This is a genomic window from Streptomyces sp. NPDC051183, from assembly GCF_040682455.1.
In the GTDB taxonomy this organism is placed as follows: Bacteria; Actinomycetota; Actinomycetes; order Streptomycetales; family Streptomycetaceae; genus Streptomyces.
This window is the reverse complement of sequence record NZ_JBFBBA010000033.1, coordinates 81,591-99,756: the sequence shown is the minus strand read 5'-3', so window position 1 is coordinate 99,756 and position 18,166 is coordinate 81,591. Positions and strand designations below refer to the sequence as shown.

Sequence of the window (18,166 nt, the reverse complement as noted above, 5' to 3'; positions counted from 1 at the left end):
CGCCGGACTCCGAGAAGTCTCCTACACGCCCTTCACCCGCCCGCTCGACCTCCTCGGACTATCCCTGACCTGCGACGCAGCATGATCAACACGACCATGAATCAGCCCTGGTTGAGATACGGCTTCTCACGAACCAGATCCGTCACGCACGGATCAATGACAGTGGCTCCCACCTCGATCCCGGGGTGGGAGCCACTGTTGTTACCTGGCGGTTCTGCGGCAGAAGCCGCCAAGGACCGCCTGTGATAGCTCAGTCGGACGCAGTCATGCTGGACGAGATTTCCGTCGCAGCGACCTAGCGGATGGCGCCAAACCGTCCCGTTTTGCTTGACGACTTCCGGCCGCAGCGGGCGCTGCGGGAGGACCCACCCTAGACTCCGGAGAATAGCTTCTGACTACCAGGCTTTGGCGTTGGAGCCTGTCTCGTAGTTCACAGGGGACTCGTACTCCCACACCTCGTCCGTCACTTCTTCGTATGCCTCCTCGATGACATTCAGAAGGTCCTGGCCGCACCAGTCCCAAGCCTTGGCGAACGCGCTGGGGTCAGCCATGACTCCGTTGTACTCGGCGGACCCGGAGGCGACGACAGCGCAGCGGGCGAAGAGAAAGTCATCGGGGGACTCGCCCGCCGCCTCGTACGCTCCGAAGAAGCGGTACTCGACGTCGTTGAGGTCCTTCCGATCCAACGCGAACAGAACCTCGCTGAGCCGGTCGTGGAATGACGTGATCTCTGCGCCCGAGAGCGACTCTAGTGCCTCCTCGATCGCGGTGATCGTCTCGTGCATCTCAGGATTGAGCGACGAGTCGATGATCTTCCAGAATTCGTTACGATCCATGATGTTCCTTCTTTGCCGTAATGCTGGACGCGCCGCTAGTGGTCCACCGGATTCCCCGGCGCCCGTCGACCGAAACGCCGGGTATGCTTCTTGATCTTCGCCGCTTCAATCTTCTTTGCGGCGCGAACAGTATTGGTTCGCCGAATCACCTTCGACTCGTACTTCTCATAACCCGCAGCCCTGTTGAGCTTTCGGACCTGGCTCTCAGCTCGCCGGGACTTACCATCCAGCCGAAGACCGTTTCGGACCCTTCCGGTGCCTGTCCCGTACTTGTGGAGGTTTTTGGTTCCCTTCTCGTAGATCTTGTAGACGTGGCTGCCGCATGAGCAGTTCAGGTTGTTGGCGTTGAGCCCACATGCGGAATTGTGGACGAGGACATCCTCGCCAGAGGGTTCCCGAACGATGTAGGTGTGAGTGTTGCCGACGGTCAGGTTGAAGACGAGCTGCTCCGGTAGGTCACCCTCGTCCCACATGCTCGTGACGATGGGCATGCTGCCGTCCGTCGCGAGCAGCCTGTCTCCCAGATGAAGGTCCGCCGCGTCGGTCCAGCCGCGATCCTCCACCCAGAACGGATGGTAGGCGGTGGCCCGTATACCGGGCGTGCTCGGATCGAGATCGGTTTCCACCTCAACCATGTGCTTGGTGGTGTAGGCCACCAGCACGGCCAATACCGGTTCCGCGGTGCTCTCGCCAGTTTCGGGGTCCATGGCGGTGACGTAGTCGCCCATGGCGATCTCGCTAATCGGCAAGTAGCTGCCGTCGGCCATGAGGACCAGGGTGTCCGGATCAAAGGAGTTGCAGGCACGGCGGAAGACTGCCCTTGCCCGCGACGCGACGCGCTGTACGCGGCCGGCCGACCGAACTGTCTTCACCGTGGTGATGGCCGCCTTGACGGCAGTGTTGGCGCCGACGAGGCTGGCGGCTGCGGTAACAGCCATCTCGGCGGCCTTGCCCCAGTTGCCAGTCGCCGCATACGACACCGAGGACACCGCGGCCGCGATACCGCCGATCGGGCCCGGGATGTAGGAGGCGACTTCTGCGACCTTGGCGACGACGTTGAGGACCTTCTTGAAGGAGAAGCCCCAGTTGCCGTCGAGGTCGGTGCAGTTGATCGGGTCGCCGGTGCAGTAGTCGTACGGGCTGGCGTTGCCGCCCGGGACCGGGTCGACTTGCAGGAAGCGGCCGAGTGCCGGGCTGTAGAGGCGGGCGCCCATGAGGATGTCGCCGTCGAGTGCTTCGGCGGAGCGTTGCTTGCCGCCGAGCCAGCCGTAGCGGACCGTGGCCTGGCCGTCCTGGGGGATGCCGAACTCGTCGAAGTCCAGCACCACCGGCGTGGTCAGCGCGGTGTCGGTGGTGACGACCACGGTGCCCTGCAGGTTGGTCAGCTGGAGCTGGATGTCACCGGTCTTGCTGGTCGTCGCCGACAGGTCGGCGTCCGGGCCGGACACGTTGCGGGTCAGGGTGCCCTGGGTGGTGTCCTCGATGGTCCACCGGACCTCGTCGCTGTCGTCACCGTAGTGGTTGAGCTTGGAGGTGGCGTTGGCCCAGGTGCCGTCCGCCTGCTTCTTCGACGTGGTGAAGGCGGTCAGGCGGTGGGCTGCGTCAACGGCCCACTGCTGCTTGTCGTCTCCCTTCTCCTGGGCGGCGACCTTGTCGTTCGCCCAGTAGGTGTTGGTTGAACCCGATCCGGTTTTGGTGGTGCGGCCGAACGCGTCGTAGGCGTAGCCCGTGTCGATCAGCCGGTCGGCGCTGTCGTAGGAGTGGTTCTCTGCGACCGCGTTGTCCGTTGAGCACCCGCCGGTGCCGGCCTGTGAGGTGAGCTTGGCCAGCCGGTTGGAGTGTGCGTCGAAGGAGTACTGGCGGGTCACGCAGCCGACCGCGACGGTGGTCTGCTCCGCCTTGGTCAGGCGGCCCAGCCGGTCGTAGGTGTATGCGCGGGTAGCCGTGGACGAGGTGTCCTTGGCAATGGCGCCCTGGGTGGAGACGTCGATGGTCTGCGACCAGACCGTCGACGAGTCCGACGTGCGGGTGTAGGTACGGCCCGTGGCTGCCCCGACGGCGTTGAAGGAGTCCTTGCGGACGATCCCGCCCGGGTAGGTCTGCTCGACGAGCTGGCCGTCCGGGCCGTACTTCGCGGTGAAGGCTCCCGCCACGCTGTCGGTGATGGAGGTGACCATGCCGCGCGGCTCTGTCGCGCGGTCGTAGGCGTAGGTGGTGGAACCGGTCGGGTCGGTGACCTTGGTGGGCTTGCCGTAGCCGTCGAACTCCGTGGTGGTGGTGCCGCCGTCGGCGTCCGTGTACGAGATCAGCCTGCCCAGCGCATCCATCACGCGCGTCAGGGACTTCTCGCCGGCCGTGCCCGCACCGGAGGTCGTCTTGACGCTGTCACCGGTCGCCGGGTCGTACTCGGTGGTGATCTTCGGCAGTGCCAGGCCCTCGTCCGAGGTGATCTCGGTGGAGACGATCCGGTCCGCCCCGTCGTACACGGTGACGTTCTTACGGGACTTGCCCGCGTTGGTCTCCGTGACCTCCTCTGTGTCACCGAACCGCGAGTAGCGGGTGACCCGCTTGACCGGCAGCGTCGTCGGCATCCGCGCCGCATCGGCACCGGTGATCGTCCCGCCGGGGCCGGTCGTGCACGGGCTGCCCGCCCATTCCGGACGGTTGCCGCACGCCGCGTCGTCCGCGTTCGCACCGGCGGTGTAGAACACGGTCTTCACCGTGGTCGCATCCGTACCGGTGGCACCGGGCTTGCGGGACTCCAGCGCCCGCCCCGACGAGTCGTACTTGATCGTCGCGGTCAGTGCCTGACCCGCCGCGTCGGTGGTCACCGACGTCGGTGTCTTGAGCACCCAGCCGGACGTGCCGCCGATCGGTGTGCCGTAGCCGTTCTTCGTGACCCGAAGCTCGACGTCGGTCGCGTACCCGTCGATCCGGGCGCCGTCCGTGGCGGTGGTGACCAGGTGGTAGGCCTGGCCGTCCGGCTTGCCCTCGTCGTAGGTGTTGGCGTTGTGGTCCCGCACCAGCACCGAAGTGCCGGCCGGCAGGGTTGGGTTGACCGTCGTCTTGGTCAACGTGACGGTGTCGATTCCGGCCAGGAAGTACGGCGACACCGCGGCGGGGTTGGTGCCGGTGACGACCAGGTCGAGCTGGTGGTCACCGCGGGCCAGGGTGACCGGCTGTCCGGCGGACCACGGCGAGGTGGTGACGCCGTTGTTGAAGCCGTCGAAGCTGCCCGTGACGTCGGTGCCGTCGATGACGAACTTGACGGTGCCGTAGTCGATCGCCTTGGTCATCTTGGCGGAGAGCAGGTACGGGCCCTCCTCCGGCACGGTGATGCGGAAGGAGGCGCTGTCACCGACCTTCTTGCCGCCCAGGATCACCTGGGCGTTGCCGGACCAGCCGCCACCGCCGACCCACTCGGGGCCGCCGTTCTGGGTGGAGACCTCTGCGGTCGACCCCAGGCGGGGAAGCGTCTCGCCTTCCGCGGTGACCTGGACCGGAGCCGTGCCGCCCGTGACCGTCTCGGAGAGCGTGGCCCGGTAGACCGGGCCGAGCGTCTCGGTGACGTCGAGACCGTCGGCCGTGTACGTGGTCCGCGAGTCGAGCAGCCGCGCCCGGTCCGCGGAGGCGGCCGGCAGGCCGAGTTCGGCCACGAACCGAGCCGTGTCGGGGTGGGATCCCAATGCGATCGCACGGTTGGTCGCCTCAAGCGTGCGCACCACGTGACCGAAGCGGTCGTACTCGCTGGTGTCGATGTCGCCCTTGTCCGTCACAGACGGCGTGGCGGTGTTCACCTCGTTGCCCGACGCGTTCAGGTAGTGCACCGTCGCCGGCTTGTACCCGTCCTTGCCCGGGGCGGTGGACGTGGCCGTGTGTGTGCCCGGCTCGTCCTCCGGCCCGAAGACGGCCGTCGCGTCCGTCGGCGCATCGATCTGCGCCCACTGCGCGACGTCCGCACCCGACATGTCGTACGGACCGCCGGCGCCGCGGGTCAGCGGAACGCCGTAGACCACCTTGGTCGCGATCTCGCCGTTGACCTGGTCCTTGCTGCCCGCCACCAGCGTCCCGCGGCGGACCTTCAGCAGCCGGCCCGCATCCGGGTCACCGACCGTCTGACCGTAGTCGAAGTCCCACGGCAGCTCGCCCGCAGGGGCGATCCGAGTGACCCGGCCCGCCGCGTCGTACGTGTAGGTGGTCTTCAGCGGAGCCGCCAGGCGCGGATCCCACACCTGGACCAGTCGGCCCTGCTCGTCATACAGGTACCGCGTGACCTCCACGGCCTCCTGCTTGGACGCCGCCGGGTTCCACGACCACGCCTTCACCGACCGCACCCGGTCCACGAAGTCACCGGGCGTACCGGCCACCGCTGTCGTGGCCGTGGCGTAGTCGTAGTCCATGACCTCGCAGCCGCGCGGCAGCGGGTCCACCGAACATCCGTTGGCATCGTCCACGCCAGGCTCGACCGGTGCCACAACACGCTTGGCCAGCGAACGCCCGTCGGTGACGTCGAAGACGTACCGCGTGGTGGAAGCGGCCTCCGGGCCGGTCTCGCTCTGCACCAGGAAGACGTCCGAGCCCAGGCCCCGGGCGAAGAGGGTGGAGGAGCCGTCCAGGTCGGTCAGCTTGTAGGCGGTGCCGGAGTTGGCCGGGGTCCACTTCTGGTTCAGACCGCCGTGGCACCAGTGCAGAGTGACCTGGGTGCCCAGCTGGCCGGAGTCCGGGGCGTCGAGGCACTTGCCGGAATTGGCGTTCAGCAGGCTGCCGTCCGGTCGGACCTCCCACTGCTGGGCGCCGGTGCCGTTGCAGTCCCAGATCTGCAGCTTGGTGTAGTCCGCCGTGGACGCGTTCGGCACGTCCAGGCACTTGCCGAGCGCCGAGACAGAGCCGTTTTCACCGAGCACCCACTGCTGCGGGCCGGAACCGTTGCAGTCCCAGGTCTGCACGGCAGTGCCGCTGGCATTGTTGCCGTTGCTGATGTCCAGGCAGCGGCCGGTGGTCGGTGTGGTGATCTTTCCTGCCGCACCGGGCTGTGCGGTCAGCGTCAGCGACTCCGCGCCCGGCTCCGGGAAGAACGCGCCGTTGCTGCCCTTGGCGAAGGTCAGGACCGAGTCGTCGGTGTGCTTGATCTCCACCAGGTCGGACTCGGGGAAGGACAGCGACCGGTACTCCGATCCCGTCCCCGCGTCCGGACCGCCGGCCCACTGCGGGCCGAACGGCGCGACGATCTCCTTCATCGACAGGTCGTCGAAGAAGACCTCCTTGCCGCTCGCGGAGAAGCCGTTGTACAGGCGGAAGAACGCCTCGGTGGCTCCCTGCGGGACGGTCATGTCGACCGACAGCTGCTGCCAGCCGTCGGTGAACCCCGCCTTGGCCGAGGTCACCTTGGAGTAGCCGGCCGCCGTCTTGACGAAGCCGGCCAGGCGCAGGCCGCGGTCGGTGTAATCCGGGCTGAGGCCCGTCGCGGACGGAACGTAGATCCAGCCGGTGAGCCGGTAGGTCTTGCCGGGCTTCATGCCCAGCGCCATGGTGTTGTCACCGCCGACGGCCGCGTACGAGTCGGTGCCGGTCGGCACGATCCGCAGGGAATCGGTCGAGGCGTCGTGACCGCGGGCCGTCGAGCGCTCGATCGTCGCCGGCTGGCCGGCGGTGAAGCCGGTGGTACCGAAGCCCACCTGGCGCTGGTTGGCCGTCAGACGCTCGCCCTGCGGCTCCCAGCCACGGCCCAGGCCGCGCGAGGAGAAAGTGCGCTTGACGGACATGCCGTACTCGTGGGCATCGGTGACGTCGGTCGAGTAGTCACCGGTGAGCAGGTTGACCGAGCCCGGACCGATGTCCGTAGCGGCCGCACCGTCCGCGTTGCGGTCCACCGTCATGGTGTTCCAGGCGGTCGCGTAACCGCTGCCCGAGCCGTCCTCGGGGAACAGCAGCGCCCGGACCTGCACCACGCCGCCGACATCGCCGAGCGTGTCGACCACCGTCCAGTTGGCGTGCGTGCCCAGGTCCGCGAGCCGCGGCTTCGGATCGGTGACCAGGGTGTTGTCTGCCTTGGCCAGGTTCACCGTCGGCACGTTGTACTCGGCGGCACCCGGCCCGCGGCGGTACTGGTACACGACCCGCTTGTACTGGGTCTGGGCATCCACCGACAGCTTCACGCGCTTGGCGCTCTGGGTGCCGTCGACCGGGGAGCTCAGCCCGGCCGTGCCCACCGAGAACGCGTACGAGGTCGGGTCGGAGAGGTTGCCCGCACGGTCCTTGGACTGCACCTTCAGCACGCGGTGGCCATCAGCGCTCGGGGTGATGTTCGCGTTGGTCGGACCTGTGCCGTCCACATTCACCGAGGCTCCGCCGTCGATGCTGTAGACGTATCCGACCTGGTCGGTGACGCCGGTGGCCGGGGTGAAGCTGAACGTACCCGCCTGCCCCGCGCCGCCGTGCCACAGGCCGTCGGACGGGTAGGAGGACGAGGTCACGAACGGCGCGCCGGGCTTGGCCGTGTCGGCGATCACCGTGACGCTGGGCGTCCAGCCGGAGTTGACCCGGCCGTCCCACAGCCGCGAGCCGATCGAGTACGACACGCCCTCGTCCAGCCGGGCGAGCCCGAAGTCGGACGGGCGGGCCTGCAGGTAGGCGCCGTTCGGTCCCTGCTTGTAGACCCGCCTGACGAACGTGCCGTCGCGGTACAGGTCAAAGTCCGCACCGACGTCACCGCCGTCGGGGTCATTCGCCAACACCTGGAAGACCGGGGTGGCGGACGAGGTGTAGCGCGGGTTGCCCTGCTGGGACGGGAGCACATCGACCGTCGACGGCGTCGGCGGAACGGTGTTGTACGTGATCGACAGGAACGGCGAGTGGGCGCCCTCGGACGACTCGAACCGCTTCCACGAGTAGGAGTCGCTCTCGCTCGCGGCCTTGAGACCGAGCGCGTAGGTGCCCGCCCCCATCGTGGACCAGTCCCGCACCAGGTTGCCGACGTCCGCCTTCACCCAGTAGGTGCCGCCCTCGCCGAGACAGTCATGGCTGTCGTTGTCGCCCGGAACGTCCCGCGTCTCGTTCGAGACCGCATATCGGGAGATCAGGCCGGGCTGGTTGCCCCACCGGCTGCCGGTGTTCGCGTACTGAGCCGACCAGACCTCCCAGTCCCGCGCCGTGCAGGAGTAGGAGTGGAAGTTGGCCAGGTACAGCTTCGCGTCGAGGATCTGCTTCCCGTTGAACCCCCCACCGGGGAAGTGCAGGAAGGAGCGGGCCTTGACCGCCCCACCGTTGTACGTACCCAGCTTCAGCTCGGTGGACGAGGACTGGTCCGTCGAGTAGTCACTCTGTACGAAGGTGTCGAAGCTGGTGCCGACGTCGACCACCGGGTCGATCGTCACCGGGAACTGCGTCTTCGCGTCCGCCAGGAACGCGGCGTCCGCAGTGAACACCAGCTCCGCGTCCGCACCCTCACCGCGCAGCTCCATCGCGACCGGAGCCCGGTGCAGGTGCTCACCCGAGCGCTCGTCGACCGCAGCGTCCCACATCACGGGAGCGGGGATCCGGACGGTCGGCTTGCCACCGGCGGCATCCGTCAGGTGGATCGAACCGTCCGCCTGCCGCTCGACCTTGTAGCCGGTCGTGTCCACCGGCAGGGTCATCGTGCCGGCCTGGGAGACGGCAGTACGGTCCTTGACCACCAGGTACTGCTCAAAACCCGTACGGGTGGCCTCCAGCACCAGGTCCACGCCCGGGCGGGCATCCACGTAGGTCGCGGTCGAGCCGGACAGCTTCGGCTTGGGCAGCCTGCCCAGCCAGCCAAGCTCGACCTGCCGGTCCCCGGAACCGACCTTCACCAGGTCACGCTCGGCGGGCACACCCGGAGCAGCCATCGGCAGCGACGTCCGACCAACGGACCTGGCAGCCCGCGCGGACTCCGAAGCCGACACAGACGGCGAGGCAGAAGGCGAGGCGGACGGCGCAGGAGCGGCACCGGGCGTCGACTTCGGCGAAGTCGAGGCAGACGTCGAAGGAGACGGAGACGCCGAGCCGGCCGGTGCGGCACCAGTAAGCGCATCACCAACCTTCACCGCCGCGTCGCCGCCGGCGAACACCAGACCCTCAGGGTGGGCCTTCGGGGCGACCTTCCCGTCAGCGGTCTCCACGAGGGTCGTGTCCACCGGAACCCAGGCCTCGCCGACCCTCATCCGGATCGGACCGGAGGACATGTCCTGGGTCAGCGACCCGTCCGGATTCGCCCACAGCGTCGTGTGCTCGCTCCGCGCGCCGGTCACCTCGATCCGCCGCTTGTTCAGGCGGGCGGCCAGCAGCGCCGACGCCTCGTCAGAAGCCTCCGTCACCGGAGCAGCCGCCGCCGGAGCCTGCGGGGCCGCCGCGGCCGGAGCCGCGGTCAGCACATCGAGCGCCACCCCCGTCTCCACCAGCAGCCCGAGCGCAGCAAGCACGGCTATTCGCCGCACCCTGCGCATAGTGAAGGCCCCACCCGCAAACGCGGGCGAGGCCTAGGACTTTCGTGGCAAAGCTACCCCTAAGCACTCATAAAAGCTTGACCATGAACCGGATCACCGGTCCCCGGCCAACCTCTCACGCGATGGGGGCCGAGAAGCTTGTGGGCATATCAATCGAGCAACGAACCCGTCCTGGTAAGTGTGCATTTGGCAACTAACCGGAGTCTTTCGTGCTCAGATATCACGCACTGTATATATTGGAACTATTAACCCGTACTGCTTTCGGCTCGAGCTCGTTGACGGTGTGTGAGCGATCTGGTGAGGGATCCGCGGCCTGGTCGCCGGATGCATAGGAGGCCGCGCGGTTGCTGGCGGTGTCCGCGCCGGGGGAGGGTCGGGACCGGGCGAAGGTTGCCGCCCTTTTCAAGGTGTCGGGTGAAGGCCGTGTGCAACTGTCAGCTGTGGACACGCGGGCAGATAGGCGAGCTGATCCTCAAGCTGTATGGGGTCCGCTTCACCGAGCCCGGGTGGGCAAGTATCTCAAGCGTTGGGGGCTGACCTTCCAGCATCCGGACAAGCGGGCGGTCGAGCAGGACACGGAAGCGGTCCGGATCTGGCACGGGGAGACCTGGCCGACGATCCGGGCCAGAGCGAAGGTGGAGAACGGCGAAGCCCTCTTCGCTGATCAGGTCGGGATCCTCTCGGACCAGGTCACCGGCCGAACCTGCGGCGCCACGGGTACGACTCCCATCGTCCGCCGGACCGGGACCCGGTTCTCCGTGAACGCGATGTCCGCGATCGGATGCACTTCACGGTCTTCACCGAGCCGTTCGACGTGAAGGTCATGTGCCGCTTCCGCGCCCGGCTCTTCGGGCACTTCGGGCACTTCGACCGGAAGGTCCACCCTGATCATCGACCGGCACTCGGCCCACCGCTCGAAGACTGTCCAGGCCTGGCTCGCCGGCCGCCAGGACGAGATCGAGCTGCACTTCCTGCCCTCGTGCTCACCCGAGCCGAACCCCGACGAGCTGGTCAACGCCGACCTCAAACGCAGCCTGCCCTACACGCACCGGGCCAGGAACCAGGCCGAACTCCGCGTACTCCTAACACCGCCATCAGCGACGTACGCATCTACAACGACCGCACTGCCCCTTGGGGTATCCGAAGGACCCGCCCCGGTACCCAGCCGGGGAAGGCCCACCCCAAAAGGTTCACTCGATGCCCACGGGGTCGAAACATTCCCGAGGAATGGGGGTGCCTGCGGATGTAACGTCGTCCGGGCGACGGGCGTGGGACCAACCAGCACCCATCCCACCGATGAGCAGGCAAAACCCCAGGTCAAAGGCTTCCGGGGCTCACGCGATGCAGCCTTCGCCTCACATTCGCCACACCGGCGCAGGGCTCCCACGGCCACAAAAAAACTGCGTTTCCGCAGGTCAGAAGGTTTCTTCTGACCTGCGGCGGTGGGGCGGGTGGGACTCGAACCCAATCCAGTGACGCGTCTCACCTGCGAAGATGCCGGAGGAACGGACATATCCACCTGTTTCCATTCGGCTGCATCCTCCTCGATCCGGCTCAAGCAGGGACCGTTAGGCGTTCGCCACACCACTCCCCCCTACACCCCGTGTCCCGCCGCACCTGCTGAGCTCAGGAAGAACCCGCCCGCCAGCATCCCCGAATCACCGCATAGGTCGTTTTGGGGCGGCTCCCCACGCCCGGACCACGTTCACCCGCTACGCGCGGTAACGTTGCAGGATCTGGAGGTCGGCTGGTTGGCGCCAGTCGGCGCGACCCACCAGCCATGTATCCGCAGGCGGAAGTCCGCCTTGCTCCGCTTGTCCGAGAGGCACCCGCCGCGCGGCGATGACAGCGGCTCGTCCAGGATTGCCGAGCCCTACCCGGAGCCGCCGAGCAGGGTGTCGGAGGTGGGAGACCGAAATTGGAGTGGGCCTACCGTGGCTCACTTTTGATCCGCCGCCCGTGGCCCTCATTTCACCCGTCGCCGAGAGACGGTCCTGGCCCGTGCTGGCACCGCGGGGAGCACTACGAGGCCGTTGACACGTGCGGCGGCTGTCACTGCGGCGCTGTTGTCCGTCGCGTCGCGCGGGATCGAAACGCGCTGTCTCCTGCCGGGCTCCGGCAGCGTCGTCGGCACGCGTGCTGCCGGGATCTCTTCTCGCACCTTCCCGCGTGACGGGGGACGCTGGCATGCCACTGGGGGAGGGGGACGGGATGAGGCATGTGCCGCTTTTCCGTTGGGTGTTGACCTTGGGTTTCGTGTTCTTCACGTGTTCGGTGGGGTTGTACGCCGCCGGGTCGGAGATGTCCGCATCGCGTCAGATCGATCTGACGGTGCTGGAAGAGGAGCCCGACGGGTCGTGCAGGGTCCGATGGATCGATCCGTACCAGAAGCGGGCGCGGGAAGCTGCCTATGACTGTGACGCCGACCGGGCGGACAGCCTCAAAGCGCCCCAGTATCCCGATAGCCGTGGCTACGGCTGGGCGACCGGATTCATGTTCACCGAGGGGCCTGACCGGGGGGAACTGGAGGATCTCGGCGGCGAGTCGGATCTTGGGGCCTCCGATGTCTTCCTGCTGCTGGGGGCGCCGCTCATCACCCTTGGGCTGATCGGCGGGAACCTTCGCGCCCTCCCCCGGGTTCTCGGAGCCGAGCCGCGGCTCGTTCGTCGTGCGGCTCGGCTCTCCGGGGCGGCGCGGTGCGTGGTCGAGGACTATGAGCGGGCTGTCGAGGCGGTACGTGAAGCGGGGCATCGCGGTGCCTTGGCCGAGACTTCCGGAGGTGGCTCCGATGCTCGGCTGGTGACGGCGCTCTGGCTACTGCGGGAGGCGGGTCCGCAGGCGCGGGAGACTGCGGCTCTCGGACGAGGGCTCGTGGAGCGGATGGCCGGGCCGTTGCGCGATGCGGCGCCCGCCTCCGGAGTACGGAGCATGCTGCGGGCCGGCCCGGGGGCGCGGCGGAGTGCTGTCCGGGCGACTGGTGAGCTACGACTCCTGCTGGCCGACGCGGAGCGGGAGGGGCTGCCCGAGCGGTTCGCGCAGGCCTCGGTCGACCTGCTCCGTGGGCAGGACGCCGACCTGGCCGCCCTCGCGGCCGGCACGGACTTCGAGCGGGAACCCGCCGCCTACCGGGAACTGCTGGCGCAGCTGACCGGGGCCGAGATCCTGCTCCCTGCACAGGCCAGGTCTTCGCGGCGGGGGCGCCGCCGACACGGAGGCCGCCGGCACCGTCGACCGTTCCGCCTCCCATTCGGGATCTTCCGTTGAGGGAGCTGGCTGGGGCTGGTGGTTCTGTCCGGCGGGACTTCCCGGCTGCTGCGGCGTTGTGCCGTGGCTCGTGGGCGGCTTGGAACTGCCGAGCCGGGAGTCGGGGACGCTGCCGACCAGGGCGGTGGGAAACGATCCACCTCAGCGTGGGAAGCGACCGCTGTCGGTGCTCGGGTACGCGCTGAACAGCGCGGTTTCGTCGGTGCGCCTGCCGGGGACTGCCGCAAGGCGAATCTCCAGGTCACCAGCTCCCTCAAGTCGAACCACACGCAACTCAGAAGAGCAGCAGGCCCTCACTGCTGGTGTCCGCGATGACTGGCCGGGACCGGGCGGGGAGGCCGTCAAGGGAGTCGGGGCCGGCCGCGGCGGCCACGGCAGGGGCGGTCTCGGCCAGCCAGGTGCGAAACCGCTCGGTGGCTTCGCGGTAGGGGACTCGTGCCAGGACACGGTGCTCGCCAAAGGGGCAGAAGTCGACGGAGACAGTGAGCAGGCAGGAACGGGGCGCGTTCTGGCTGCCCGTCCAGGACGCGCGCAGCACACCGCAAGGTGTGCGCCCTCGGGGGGCGCGGTGGGTCGGGCGCAGTGAACGGCAGGCTGTGTGGGCGGTCCATGCGGCGAGGTGGGGCAGCGGCAGGGTGGTGCGGGTGCGGCAGCCGGGGCAGCGGTGCCAGTGCTGGAGCCAGTCGGCGGTGTGGGTGTCGAAGAGGTGTGTGTAGTGGCCGGCTACGCGGATGTCGTTGCTGTACAGGTGGTCGGGGCGTTCTTGTGTGTTGCAGGATTGGCAGACGGGGGCGCGGACGTAGCCGTGTTCGTGGCAGTGGTCGAGTACGGCGGCGGGGGCGGTGCGGCAGACTGCGCACGTCCACCCGGCCACTTTGCGGGAGATCCCGGGTTTCCTGCTGAGTGCCGAGTACAGGTGGCCTGCCAGTTCCCCGTTGTACGGGCGCAGTGGCGCGGTTGGGAGGTCGGGGTTCGTCGGTTGCCGGCCGTCGGCGGCTGAGATCTTGCGGGGGCGGGAGGGCGGCTCGGTGACGGTCTTACTTGTCTGGCGGGTCTGTTCTGCTTGCAGCCACCGGGTTTCGGCGTGCCCGGCCGCGTCCAGCAGCCTCACCACGGCACGTGGCAGCCACCATGTCCGCGCCGTCCCGTCGCGGGTTTGCTCTACGAGTGTCCGCCGCCAGTCAATTCCCGCCAGATGGAACGGCCGGCCGTCTTCACGTCGTGCTGCCTGCCCGGGGTCGCCCGGCTCCTGCAGTTCCCGGGTGATGCGCCGGCGCCAATGCAGCGGCGCGTTCTCGTTGTGTTTCTGCTGCGGCGTGCCGCGGAACGGACCGATGCGGACCAGGTCCCGGTGGTCCATCTCGACCGCGTTCAGTTCCGCTGCCGCCTGGCGCACCTCACACTCCGGAACACTCCACTCGCCGCCTCCGGTGTTCACCGTCGTCACCACACGGCCGCCGAGAAGGACGTACCCCGCCCGGGCATGGGCAGGAGAGCAGGTGAACGCCGCAGAAGCCGTCGGTACAGCGCTGCCGGCCGTCAAGCCGACCCACAGCGCGTCCGCAGGACCAAGAGCGATCAGGCTGCCCGTGCGGCCCGGGATGACATGCTCTGGCATCCCAGCAGGCTAACGAACAACACCGACATACTGATAACCGGTACACCCGGCCCGGAACTCACCTGGCGGGTATTGAGCGGGGCCGCGCTTCGGGGCGCTCCGCTTCCTGAGGACGTGTGAGGAACGGGGAGACCGCAGGTGTCGGAAGCCGCAGCTCGGGTGGTGGTAGTCCTGCCTGACGGGCAGGAACTTCGAGGCGCACTGTACGAGCGCCGGAACGCCACCGCGGGCTGGCAGTACCGGGTCGGAATATCGGTCTGGGGAACCGGCGCCAACGGCAGGCTGGAGCCCGTGGAGCAGCGCGTATGGCTGGACGCCGGCCAGGTCCGCCCGATCCCGGGCGGCGACTACAGCACAGTGCCGACCCGGACGGTCGCACCCGCTGGTCTCCCCGCCGGCCAGGAGGCGTGGCCGTGCAACAGCTCCCCCACCGCCCCGGCTATCCAGGGGCAAGCCTGCTCCACGTCATCGGATGCCAGCCCGGCACACCACTCGACCTCGACCAGGCCCTCGACGCACTCCGTCAACCCCGCACCGCCGCCTGCCGGGAATGCGACGCGGCCTCCTCACTCCCAGCAACCAACTAACCTCGGGGCCACCTTCCGCAGGCAGTGTGAGGGACGGACACGGATTTACCTGGATGGTGTCCCGCCGAGTCGCGTAGCCGATCAACGGACCGGGATCCGCACGTCTGGACGGGTACGGTCACGGTCGACAACGCGCTCGCCATCCCCACCGTGTGCCTTCGTGGGCCGAGCCGACCATGAAGATCACCGGCGCCGTCGAACCGGATCCCAAACCGCTTGATCGCCTACACCACATGGCGGGACGTGACCGGGGCCTTGGACAGCATCGCTGCGGCGACCCTGGTCTTCACGGGGCTCCTGGCAGATTTCTGCCCCAAGCGCGGCTCGCGGCACCGCAAACGCCCGCACCCCAGCCACGTCATTCCCAGTCCCGGACGGCTGCGGGACAGCCGACCGCCCACGATACGGGGCGCGGTCTCAAGCCCGTCACCCGCCCGGGTGGAGAACACTGTTCGGCCCCAGTGCGCCGACCGCTACCAGCGCGGCCCGAACAAGCCACGTCGCCGCGACGGCTGCTCGGGGAAGGCGACCTCGAAGTGGAAACCGTCGTCACCAACCGCGCGCCGCAGCGTCCGCAGCACTGTCTCAGGATCATCGTAAGGGCCGTTGACGAAGAAGGGCTTGCCCTCCCGGCCAAAGCCGATCTGGCTGGGGCCGGCAGGCTCTCCGAGCACCACGGCGGCCTCCGTGAACTCCCCCGCGAGCTCCCCCTCGGGTTCGAACCCCAAGCCGCGCGCGTAGGCGGCAGCCCCGAACACCAGGCCACGGGCAAGGTCGGCCGGAACCTGCACATGCCCATCGAAGGCACTGAAGTAGAGCCCCCTATGCCCGGCCAGCCGACTCTCACTCATCGACTCCGGGGCGAGTGCGTTCTTCACCCCCAGACACCACACGTCCAGCAGGAACCCCGCGACCTGCGCCTTCGTGGAGCGCGTACTGTCCGCGGCGACGAGCACCGCGACCAGACCGCGTACCTCTTCCGCATCGGAAGCCCCGGGATCAAGGCCCGCCCACTGCGGCGCACCCTCAAGATCCACACTGCGGCTCCAGCCGGCGTTCACCCAGCAACGCGGCTCGCCGCGACCCAATCCCGAGACCGCCGCCGCGTCATTCAGCACCCCGACAACGTCTCCGGCGCTCATCCCCGTCGCCCTGGCGATCGTCTTCACCGACCGACCCTGCTGATCAAGCAAGCGCACCCGCGCAACAAGAAGCTCATCCACAGCCGCAGCCTACGGCCAACACCAAGCACCCAGACACCGAACGCCGGCAGTCACACCCACCCGAGCGACCCTGCGAGAACCGCGAAAGTCGAGGGCAGAATGGGACGTTCCGATTGCGAGCCTGCACCTCTGCGGTAGCTGCCACATGGCAGACTGCGACATCAGGGCGGGCGTGCAGCACTCCTCTTCCCGCAGCGCCCGGCGAATGCGGCCCCGGCCGTACTGCCTCCCGCTATGGACACCTACGCCCTGCTTGGTCGAGTCGGCCACCTGAGTTGATCGAGTACCGCTCGAACTCAACAAAGAGTCAGGCGCGTACGTCTCGCTGCTGCACTTCCTTGAGGACCGCCGCCACCGTGGCGAAGTCGTTGTCCACGTGAAGCACCGTGTGCCCGTGATGGACCGCTGTCGCACATACCAAGAGGTCAATGGCTCCGGCGGCGCGGTGCTGTGCTCGCTGGGTGAGCTTGTACTGCGCGGTTTCGACCCAGCGCCATGCGCTCTTGGGAACCGGCGAGAGATGGCAGAGATCATCCAGCTCTTCGGCCAACTCGTCCCGGTGGACCGGGCTTGTAGCCGAGTAGAGGAACTCCGCCCTCGTGGGCTCGCAGATATGGAACACGCCGGCAGCGATGTGCCCTTCCCACGACCGCAACGCACCCGGCGTACGGAAGAGATGCCACAGGGCGGACGTGTCGAGGAGGTACGTGATCACTCGAAGGCTGCCCGCCGGGCGCGCTTGGCAGCTGCATGCGCCGCAGCCGCGGCCTCGAACTCGCCCCGCTCGCCCCGCGCGGCCAGTTTCTCGGCAGCCTCCAGCCGCTTGATGCGCGCCACGTAGTCCCGCAGAGCCCCGTTGACCGTCTCTTTCTTCGTCGACGCGCCCATGAGCCGCATCGCCTCGGCCAGCGCCTCGTCATCGAGATCGACCTGGGTCACAGACATACCAGCCAGCCCCTCACCACAAGTCCATGATGTACATAACCATGATACGTCACCAACATTCGCGGTGCCAGCTCATGGCTCGATGCGGACCAGGTGCGGAGGGGGCGATGTCGCGCCGATGTGGCGAGTCGGGTGGAGTGCGACGTCCCCCTCAACGGCCGTGGGGCCGTCCCACGACGCCCTTACGGAGGCTTCGCCACAAAACCCCAGGTCAAAGCCATTCAGGGTTCGTCTTCGATATGCAAAGGCCGGCGTGCGCCACACCTCCACGAGGCGTCCGCCACACGCAAAACGCCCCCACAAAACGCGTTTCCCCAGGTCAGAACGATTCTGCCTGGGGACGCTCGGTGGGGCGGGTGGGACTCGAACCCACGGCCGACGGATTATGAGTCCGCTGCTCTAACCGGCTGAGCTACCGCCCCTTCACGGCGTGGCGCGTACATGTGTGCGCGCCGTCTGCCGCAGCATAGCCGCTCATACGATCTCCTGCTCCGGATGCCTCGCATGATCGGCTTCGCCTGCTCAGAGAGACCGCGCTGAGTGCTGCCCGGTTCCCGGAGCAGGGCAAAAAAGAAAAGGACCCACCTGGGGTCCTCGTTCTTTCTTGCTCCCCCGACTGGACTCGAACCAGTAACCTGCCGATTAACAGTCGGCTGCTCTGCCAATTGAGCTACAGGGGACCGAGCTCCCCCGACTGGACTCGAACCAGTAACCTGCCGATTAACAGTCGGCTGCTCTGCCAATTGAGCTACAGGGGATTGCTGCGGTGCGCCGAACAGCCCACCTCCGGCCTGTGCCGGGGGGCGAGTGCCCGTTGCGAGTCATAGATTAGCGCAAGCAGGGGGGTGCTCCGCCAATCGGTATCGACAGCAGGCCGGGCACCACACGACGAGAGGTGACAGGCATGCGGTACAAGGTCACGTTCGCGGTCGGACTGGCCCTCGGGTACGTGCTCGGGACCCGGGCCGGGCGTGAGCGGTACGAGCAGCTGAAGAAGTCCGCCCGGGAGCTCGCGCAGAACCCCGCGGTGCGCAACGCCGCCGAGACGGCCGGGCAGAGCGGGCGCGAGTTCGCGGGCAAGGCCTTCGCCGCCGTGAGCGACCGGGTCGGCGACGCGGTGCCGGCCTCCCTCGCCGGGCGCGTACGGGGACTGCGCGAGCGGGTCGGCGGCGGCGCGGGCGAGGACGACTGGGGTACGAGCAACACCTGACGGGCGCTTCCGCCGCCTCTG

12 protein-coding genes and 3 tRNA genes are annotated in these 18,166 nt (G+C 67.9%); 6 read left to right on the top strand and 9 right to left on the bottom strand.

What is annotated here, in order from left to right; genetic code table 11:
* Window positions 1-395: 395 nt before the first annotated feature.
* Entirely contained in the window at window positions 396-836 is a 441-nt protein-coding gene (locus tag AB0M99_RS26890) for a DUF4240 domain-containing protein (RefSeq protein ID WP_365924703.1), read from the bottom strand.
* A 35-nt stretch (window positions 837-871) separates the two neighbouring features.
* Complete coding sequence (locus tag AB0M99_RS26885) at window positions 872-8,701, bottom strand: ricin-type beta-trefoil lectin domain protein (protein WP_365924701.1); 7,830 nt, start codon at window positions 8,699-8,701, stop codon at window positions 872-874.
* A 280-nt stretch (window positions 8,702-8,981) separates the two neighbouring features.
* Here AB0M99_RS26885 and AB0M99_RS26880 point away from each other — a divergent pair, with 280 nt between their 5' ends.
* The 4 genes from AB0M99_RS26880 (at window position 8,982) to AB0M99_RS26865 (ending at window position 12,562) form a co-directional block, all read left to right on the top strand.
* Window positions 8,982-9,335 (top strand): hypothetical protein, encoded by a 354-nt coding sequence (locus AB0M99_RS26880; protein ID WP_365924699.1) that lies wholly within the window; start codon window positions 8,982-8,984, stop codon window positions 9,333-9,335.
* A 469-nt stretch (window positions 9,336-9,804) separates the two neighbouring features.
* Entirely contained in the window at window positions 9,805-10,116 is a 312-nt protein-coding gene (locus AB0M99_RS26875; protein WP_365924697.1) for a winged helix-turn-helix domain-containing protein, read from the top strand.
* Window positions 10,117-10,182: 66 nt separating this feature from the next.
* Entirely contained in the window at window positions 10,183-10,731 is a 549-nt protein-coding gene (locus AB0M99_RS26870; protein WP_365924713.1) for a transposase, read from the top strand.
* Between the two features lie 778 nt (window positions 10,732-11,509).
* Entirely contained in the window at window positions 11,510-12,562 is a 1,053-nt protein-coding gene (locus AB0M99_RS26865; RefSeq protein WP_365924695.1) for a hypothetical protein, read from the top strand.
* A 274-nt stretch (window positions 12,563-12,836) separates the two neighbouring features.
* Here the strand turns inward: AB0M99_RS26865 and AB0M99_RS26860 are convergent, their stop codons facing one another.
* Complete coding sequence (locus AB0M99_RS26860; protein ID WP_365924693.1) at window positions 12,837-13,958, bottom strand: endonuclease domain-containing protein; 1,122 nt, start codon at window positions 13,956-13,958, stop codon at window positions 12,837-12,839.
* Window positions 13,959-14,485: 527 nt separating this feature from the next.
* On the opposite strand from AB0M99_RS26860, the gene AB0M99_RS26855 reads away from it, so the two are divergent.
* On the top strand, window positions 14,486-14,767 hold the full coding sequence (locus AB0M99_RS26855) for a DUF6233 domain-containing protein (RefSeq protein WP_365924691.1): 282 nt from the start codon (window positions 14,486-14,488) through the stop codon (window positions 14,765-14,767).
* Between the two features lie 473 nt (window positions 14,768-15,240).
* Here the strand turns inward: AB0M99_RS26855 and AB0M99_RS26850 are convergent, their stop codons facing one another.
* The 6 genes from AB0M99_RS26850 to AB0M99_RS26825 form a co-directional block, all read right to left on the bottom strand.
* Window positions 15,241-15,990, bottom strand: coding sequence for a hypothetical protein (locus AB0M99_RS26850; protein WP_365924689.1), 750 nt, complete (start codon window positions 15,988-15,990; stop codon window positions 15,241-15,243).
* A gap of 307 nt (window positions 15,991-16,297) precedes the next feature.
* Window positions 16,298-16,705 carry a PIN domain nuclease gene (locus AB0M99_RS26845; RefSeq protein WP_365924687.1) on the bottom strand — a complete coding sequence of 136 codons (408 nt, stop codon included), beginning with the start codon at window positions 16,703-16,705 and terminating at the stop codon, window positions 16,298-16,300.
* Window positions 16,702-16,935, bottom strand: a complete 234-nt coding sequence (locus AB0M99_RS26840; RefSeq protein ID WP_185301024.1) for a type II toxin-antitoxin system VapB family antitoxin — start codon at window positions 16,933-16,935, stop codon at window positions 16,702-16,704. The genes AB0M99_RS26845 and AB0M99_RS26840 overlap by 4 nt, the downstream gene beginning before the upstream one ends.
* 348 nt (window positions 16,936-17,283) lie before the next feature.
* A tRNA-Ile gene (locus AB0M99_RS26835) sits at window positions 17,284-17,357 on the bottom strand.
* A gap of 185 nt (window positions 17,358-17,542) precedes the next feature.
* Window positions 17,543-17,615: transfer RNA gene (locus AB0M99_RS26830), tRNA-Asn, on the bottom strand.
* 5 nt (window positions 17,616-17,620) lie between these two features.
* Window positions 17,621-17,693 (bottom strand) — tRNA-Asn (locus tag AB0M99_RS26825).
* 146 nt (window positions 17,694-17,839) lie between these two features.
* On the opposite strand from AB0M99_RS26825, the gene AB0M99_RS26820 reads away from it, so the two are divergent.
* A complete protein-coding gene (locus tag AB0M99_RS26820; RefSeq protein WP_365924685.1) occupies window positions 17,840-18,145 on the top strand; it encodes a YtxH domain-containing protein in 306 nt (101 codons plus the stop codon).
* The last annotated feature ends 21 nt before the right edge of the window (window positions 18,146-18,166 follow it).

Coding starts and splice junctions, on each gene's coding strand:
- AB0M99_RS26820 (WP_365924685.1), top strand. CDS start 17,840: ATGCGGTACAAGGTCACGTTCGCGGTCGGACTGGCCCTCGGGTACGTG.
- AB0M99_RS26885 (WP_365924701.1), bottom strand. CDS start 8,701: ATGGCTGCTCCGGGTGTGCCCGCCGAGCGTGACCTGGTGAAGGTCGGT.
- AB0M99_RS26865 (WP_365924695.1), top strand. CDS start 11,510: ATGAGGCATGTGCCGCTTTTCCGTTGGGTGTTGACCTTGGGTTTCGTG.
- AB0M99_RS26840 (WP_185301024.1), bottom strand. CDS start 16,935: ATGTCTGTGACCCAGGTCGATCTCGATGACGAGGCGCTGGCCGAGGCG.
- AB0M99_RS26890 (WP_365924703.1), bottom strand. CDS start 836: ATGGATCGTAACGAATTCTGGAAGATCATCGACTCGTCGCTCAATCCT.
- AB0M99_RS26855 (WP_365924691.1), top strand. CDS start 14,486: ATGGCTGGACGCCGGCCAGGTCCGCCCGATCCCGGGCGGCGACTACAG.